This window comes from Capnocytophaga sp. oral taxon 324 str. F0483, assembly GCF_000318315.2.
Classification (GTDB): Bacteria; Bacteroidota; Bacteroidia; order Flavobacteriales; family Flavobacteriaceae; genus Capnocytophaga; species Capnocytophaga ochracea.
Genome location: NZ_KB291527.1, coordinates 97,245 through 103,635, shown reverse-complemented (window position 1 = coordinate 103,635; position 6,391 = coordinate 97,245). Strand labels below are relative to the sequence as shown.

Below are 6,391 nucleotides of genomic sequence, written 5' to 3'. Positions count from 1 at the left end.
TCCTCATTTCCTCATTTCCTCATTTCCTCATTTCTGTCATTATTTATTTTTTTCGCTTTCTCCCTTGCTAATTCCTATTTGTTTTGTACCTTTGCCCAAAAATAATAAGCACCTCAACAAAACGAGGTTTTATCAATGAAACGTTTAGTAATATTAGGAGGTGGTGAAAGTGGTGTAGGAACTGCCATTCTCGGTAAACAAAAAGGCTGGGAAGTATTCCTTTCCGATAAAGGCTCCCTAAAACCTCACTACCGCGAAACTCTTAACAAAGAAGGCATTCAGTGGGAAGAAGGCACGCATACCGAAGAGAAAATTCTCTTAGCCGATGTGATTATGAAAAGCCCAGGTATCCCCGATAAAGCACCTATCATCAAAAAAGTCCACGAAAAAGGCATTGCTGTGATTTCTGAAATAGAATTTGCAAGCCAATATACCGATAGCCTCATTGTAGGCATCACAGGTAGTAATGGTAAAACCACTACCACCTTGCTCACCCATCACATTTTCAAAGAAGCGGGATTGCAAGTGGGACTTGGTGGAAACATAGGTTATAGCTTCGCCGAATTAGTAGCTACCGAAAATCCACCGTATTATGTACTCGAAATCAGCAGTTTTCAGTTAGACGGCATAGAGCATTTCGCCCCCCATATCGCCGTGTTGCTTAACATAACTCCTGACCATCTGGATAGGTACGACTATAAGTTCGAAAACTATATCAACTCTAAATTCCGTATCGCGATGAACCAAACTGAAAATGATTACCTTATCTATGATGCCGACGACGAGGTAATTACACAGTGGCTCAGCACCCATACTATAAAATCTAAACTCATACCTTTTTCTATAGAGAAAGAACTCCCACAAGGAGCTTTCTTAAAAGATAATAAAATATACATTATGTTAGAGAATCAAACTACTGAAATCGACGTTGAAGAAATTAGCCTTCGTGGCAAGCACAACATTAAAAATACAATGGCAGCAAGTGTAGCTGCCCGCTTGGTAAATATCCGCAACAACTCATTGCGCGAAAGTCTCAAAGGATTTAAAGGAGCTCCTCACCGCCTCGAAGAGGTGAAAGTAGTGGAAGGGGTTACTTACGTAAACGACTCCAAAGCTACTAACGTAAATTCAGTATTCTACGCTCTCGACACCATTAAAACTCCTATCGTGTGGATAGTTGGCGGACAAGACAAAGGCAACGACTATAACTCTCTTTTGCCTTATGTACACGAAAAAGTAAGAGCTATTGTATGCCTCGGAGTCGATAATACCCCTATTATTCAATCGTTTTACAACACAATAGGCACGCTTGTCGAAACCCGCTCAATGGACGAAGCTGTAAAATTAGCACAAGGTTTTGCTCAAGAAGGTGATACAATACTATTATCCCCCGCTTGCGCCAGCTTCGACCTCTTTAAAAACTACGAAGAACGCGGAGACCTCTTCAAAGCAGCCGTTCAGAAACTGTAATAATGCGCGAATGGATAGCCTCACATATCAAAGGCGATAAAACCCTTTGGGCGCTCATACTCGTCTTTACCCTCTTCTCCTTCTTGGCGGTGTACAGCACCAGTACCAACTTAGTGTATGTAGTGGGTAAGGGTACTCCTTTTGGCTACCTCATCAAGCACTTGGTGTTTGTAGGGGTGGGCTATCTCACTCTTTATATCGTGCATCGTACACCTTATCGTTTTTTCCGTCCTGCTTCTAAACTGGGGCTCATCTTAGCGGTGCTCCTGCTCATCTTTGCAAACCTTTCAGGAAGCACCATCGAAGGGGCAAACGCCAGCCGATGGCTCAGCGTAGGGGGGTTCTCTTTTCAGCCCTCCACCTTTGCAATGGTAATGCTGATGGCTTATGTAGCTTCTTATTTAGCTAAAAACTACGGCAAAAAACTCTCTTTCAAAGAAACTATTTTACCCCTGTGGATGCCCGTAGGAGTGATTGCAGCCTTAGTACTTCTTTCTAACCTATCTACCGCGATGCTAATCCTCAGCTCAGTGCTGATGCTCACTTTCTTGGGGCGTTTCCCAATGAAACATATCTTTTCAGCTATAGGCATTGCAATTGTTTTCCTTGCACTTTTCTTATTAGTAGTAAAAGCCTTCCCCGAAGCTTTCCCCAATAGGGTAGATACTTGGATGAGTCGTATCGAATCGTTTATGGGAGGCGAGGACAACAAAGAAGGCTATCAGATAGAGCGTTCCAAAATGGCTATTGCCAAAGGAGGTATAATGGGACAAGGAGCAGGCAAAAGCACAATGAAAAACTTCCTTCCTCAAAGTTCCTCCGACTTTATTTATGCTATCATCACCGAAGAATATGGCTCATTAGGAGCTATCGTTATAATGGTGCTTTACATACTACTGCTCATTCGCATTGTAGTCATCTCACAAAAAGCGCCTACCCTCTACGGACAGTTATTAGTATTAGGCTTAGGTTTCCCAATACTCTTGCAAGCAATCATTAATATGGGAGTAGCAGTAGAACTCTTTCCCGTAACGGGGCAGAACCTACCTCTCATCAGTAGTGGGGGTACATCACTATGGATGACGTGCTTAGCCTTAGGGTGTATTCTCTCCGTAAGTGCCCAAAAACGCAAAGATGGTAAGATGGAGAAAGACAAACCCGAAGCCGACGTAGAGGAAGAACTCGCTGAAAGCGCTCTCAGACAAATGAAGAAAAACACCAATAATGAATGATATTAGGGATATAAAAAGGACTATTAATCAAGATATTGTTAAGAAGATTTTTAGCAATAAAGCTAATGCTGTTGCTTTTCTGGAATTATATAACGGCTATGAAAGGAGAGCACTCATCAAACAATCATCTAACGAGTTGTTTAGTGAGATTGTAAAGATATGGAATTACAATGATGCAAAAGACAAAATAAGACATATATTTAAGTCCTTACCTAAGTTTCAAAACGGATTAAACGGAGAAGAGAATATTGCTATTCTGTTAGAAGAGTGGCGTACATTAGAATTGGGCAAACTCAATTGGCCTTTTTCTCAAGGTCAGTTCGATAGTTTTGTACAAACACTTAATGCAGAAAACAATACGCGTTCAGAGAAAGATGAAAAAGTAAAATTAGCTGCTGTAAAGTACAGACGTATAAAGGAACTTAATACCGAGCGCAATGACTTTTTAGAGACTTTAGTTTTTCTGAAAAACGACAATATCATACCCACTCTTTCGCATATTCGTGGGGTTGATTTCTTTATCGATGGCGTAAGCTACGACCAAAAAGTATCGCGTAGTCCTACCAATGAATTTAAAAGAGATTTCGGTGAGCATTGGAAAACAACAGCTATTGAACACCCTGAAAAAGTAGCCGAATATCTGTACAAGTACCAAGATGAAGGTAGATTTGGGGCAAACCCTCGATTACTGATAGTCTATTTAGATGAAGATATTTCACCCATTAGAATATAACAAATCATAGAAAATACGAACTTAGTAACACCATTCACTATCTCTTTTGATTTTAATCATAAAGATATAGGATTGAAAACCTATAGAACAGAAGCTTTTGTAATACTCTTGCATAACTAAAAAATGAACTATATAGGCTCAAAATACAAACTATTACCCTTTATTAAGCAAACTATTTATAGTGTTGCAGGTAAAGACCTATCTAAAAAAGTATTTTGCGACCTTTTTGCTGGCACAGGAACCGTAGGGAGAGGGTTTAAGACCAATGTAAAGCAAGTTATCAGTAATGATATAGAGTATTATAGCTATGTGCTAAACAAAAACTATATAGAAAATCACATTACTTTCAACTATTGGGAACATCTCTCAGAACTCAATTTACTAAAAGGTACTGAGGGTTTTATATTCAATGAATATTCTGAAAATGGTGTTGCAGGCAGGAATTACTTCAAAGAAAACAACGGCAAACGCATTGATGCTATACGCCAAAGAATTGAACTTTGGAAAAAAGAAAATCATATCACTGAAAACGTGTACTTTTTTTTATTAGCTTCTTTGCTTGAAAATGCTGATAAGGTAGCCAACACTGCTTCGGTGTATGGGGCCTTCTTAAAGCATATCAAAAAAACAGCTCAGAAAGATTTGTATCTTGAGCCCGCTCTCTTTGTGGAAAACGAAAATGATCACTTGGTGTTTAATGAAGATAGCAACACCCTTATTACCAAAATTAATGGGGATATTCTCTATCTCGACCCTCCTTACAATCATCGAGAATATGGGGCTAATTATCATCTGCTCAACACCATTGCCAAATACGATACTTTTGCTCCACAAGGGAAAACAGGCTTGCGCCCTTATCACAAATCTAACTATTGCAAAAGAACTAAGGTAGTAGAAACTTTTGATGAATTAATTAAAAATGCTCAATTTGAATATATATTTCTCAGTTATAATAACGAAGGACTAATGTCTCTCGAACAAATAAGAGATACTATGCAAAAATATGGAAAATATGACCTACAAAGTACTCAATACAATCGTTTTAAAGCAGATAAGGAAGAAAATAGACAACATAAAACCAACAGCACTACCGAATATATTCACATTTTAGAAAAACGATGAATGATATACTCATTTTTCTCTTTTAATTTTTTACTTAACTAAAAATGCCCAAAGGAGTATTACTCGTAAATTTAGGATCACCCGATTCCTTTGCTATAAAAGACATTAAACGATATCTAAAAGAATTTTTAATGGACGAACGCGTCATCGACCTGCCTTACCTATTGCGCTATGCTTTGGTACACGGGGTTATCCTCAATACGCGCCCACCTAAAACCAGTAAAGCCTATCAAAAAATATGGTGGAGCGAAGGTTCTCCGCTCATTGTCATTAGTCGTTGGCTTACTGAAAAAGTACAGCGTAAAGTCTCTGTACCCGTAGTATTAGCAATGCGCTATGGCAACCCAAGTATCACCAATGCACTAAAAGAATTACACAGCAAAGGAGTTGATGAAGTACTCCTCATTCCTCTTTATCCTCAATACGCAATGGCTACTACCGAAACCATTGAAGTCCTCACCGAAAAACTCATCAAAGCCTCTTATCCTAATATGCGCCTCACCAAGTTTCCTGCTTTCTTCCATCGCCCCGAGTATATCGAGGCTTTAGCGCAGGTAGTACGGGCTCATTTAGGGACAGCTCCTTTCGACCATTTGCTCTTTTCTTATCACGGTGTACCCGAGCGCCATCTCTACAAAACCACACCTACCTCTGCACACAAACACATTGTAGAAGGTGTAACTTGTTGCGACCCTTACAGCGAAGAAGGAAGGCACTGCTACCGCAGTCACTGTTTTGAGACTACTCGCTTATTGGCAGAAAAGTTAGGATTAGAAAAAGGAAAATACTCACAAGCGTTTCAATCGCGTTTGGGGAAGGATAAGTGGATTACCCCTTTCACTTCCGATAAAATTATAGAACTTGCCCGAAATGGTGTAAAGAAATTAGCAGTCATCGCTCCTGCCTTTGTCGCCGATTGCGTAGAAACTCTTGAAGAAATAGAAATAGTAGGAGGTAAATCTTTCCGCAAAAATGGTGGTGAAAATTTTAAAATGATTCCTTGCCTCAACGACTCCGACCTGTGGGTACAAGCTCTCTCCTCTTGGATTAATGAAGAGACAAGAGATGAAAGATAAGATTAAAACTTTTCGGACGACTTCTTTTTCTATTTTAGCTAATTAATTCCTATCTTTGTAATCTGAAACGTTTAAAATATTTCTAATGACCGATTACCTTATTGCTAAAAGCATACATATCATCTTTGTAGTGAGCTATTTCGCAGGGCTCTTTTATATGGTGCGACTATTTATCTATCACACCGAAGCCTTGGAAAAAGATGACCCCGAACGCTCAATTCTCCACAAACAATTCAGTTTTATGGAAGAGCGCTTGTGGAACATCATTACCGTTCCGGCACTGGTGCTGATGACTCTTAGCGGACTCTATATGCTATACGACGGTGGCGAGTGGACGCTTATTAAACAAGGATGGTTTCACGTCAAACTGCTATTCGTCGTCTTTTTGTTTGTATATCATTACTATTCTTGGCGCATAATGAAACGACTCCAAGCGGGTCGCACCTCTCTTACTTCGGTACAACTGCGAATGCTCAACGAAGTAGCGACAATTATCCTCTTTGTGGTAGTATTCGCCGTGATACTAAAAGGCTTGTTCATCACCTATTGGTATTTTTCTTTAATAGCTTTTGTAGCAATGGGGGCTCTGATAATGTTAGTAGTGAAATTGGTCAATAAAGGAAAGAATTAGCATATTTGAAAATTAACATTTTAGTCAATGAGTGCGTCGCAAACTTAGCCAAAGTTTCAAATACAAGCTACACTTCTTTTTTAATTGTTTGATTTGAATAGATTTGTTTGATTTCTAAGGCACAAAC

Annotated in this window: 6 protein-coding genes; all 6 read left to right on the top strand. The window is 39.4% G+C overall.

Features of this window, described 5'->3' with window-relative positions; translation table 11 throughout:
- Positions 1–135 precede the first annotated feature (135 nt).
- Positions 136–1,470: a UDP-N-acetylmuramoyl-L-alanine--D-glutamate ligase gene (gene murD / locus HMPREF9072_RS08065; protein WP_009411232.1), complete on the top strand. Its 1,335-nt coding sequence runs from the start codon at positions 136–138 to the stop codon at positions 1,468–1,470.
- Between the two features lie 2 nt (positions 1,471–1,472).
- Positions 1,473–2,702, top strand: a complete 1,230-nt coding sequence (locus HMPREF9072_RS08060; RefSeq protein WP_009411231.1) for an FtsW/RodA/SpoVE family cell cycle protein — start codon at positions 1,473–1,475, stop codon at positions 2,700–2,702.
- On the top strand, positions 2,695–3,435 hold the full coding sequence (locus tag HMPREF9072_RS08055) for a hypothetical protein (protein WP_009411230.1): 741 nt from the start codon (positions 2,695–2,697) through the stop codon (positions 3,433–3,435). Before HMPREF9072_RS08060 ends, HMPREF9072_RS08055 begins: the two co-directional genes overlap by 8 nt.
- 123 nt (positions 3,436–3,558) lie before the next feature.
- Positions 3,559–4,557 (top strand): DNA adenine methylase, encoded by a 999-nt coding sequence (locus HMPREF9072_RS08050; RefSeq protein ID WP_009411229.1) that lies wholly within the window; start codon positions 3,559–3,561, stop codon positions 4,555–4,557.
- Between the two features lie 44 nt (positions 4,558–4,601).
- Positions 4,602–5,633: a ferrochelatase gene (hemH, locus tag HMPREF9072_RS08045; RefSeq protein ID WP_009411228.1), complete on the top strand. Its 1,032-nt coding sequence runs from the start codon at positions 4,602–4,604 to the stop codon at positions 5,631–5,633.
- An 85-nt stretch (positions 5,634–5,718) separates the two neighbouring features.
- Entirely contained in the window at positions 5,719–6,264 is a 546-nt protein-coding gene (locus tag HMPREF9072_RS08040; protein ID WP_009411227.1) for a CopD family protein, read from the top strand.
- Positions 6,265–6,391: the final 127 nt, after the last annotated feature.

Bases quoted from the DNA above. Each gene is read 5' to 3' on its own strand.
- murD (WP_009411232.1), top strand. From the start codon at position 136: ATGAAACGTTTAGTAATATTAGGAGGTGGTGAAAGTGGTGTAGGAACT.
- HMPREF9072_RS08060 (WP_009411231.1), top strand. From the start codon at position 1,473: ATGCGCGAATGGATAGCCTCACATATCAAAGGCGATAAAACCCTTTGG.
- HMPREF9072_RS08055 (WP_009411230.1), top strand. From the start codon at position 2,695: ATGAATGATATTAGGGATATAAAAAGGACTATTAATCAAGATATTGTT.
- HMPREF9072_RS08050 (WP_009411229.1), top strand. From the start codon at position 3,559: ATGAACTATATAGGCTCAAAATACAAACTATTACCCTTTATTAAGCAA.
- hemH (WP_009411228.1), top strand. From the start codon at position 4,602: ATGCCCAAAGGAGTATTACTCGTAAATTTAGGATCACCCGATTCCTTT.
- HMPREF9072_RS08040 (WP_009411227.1), top strand. From the start codon at position 5,719: ATGACCGATTACCTTATTGCTAAAAGCATACATATCATCTTTGTAGTG.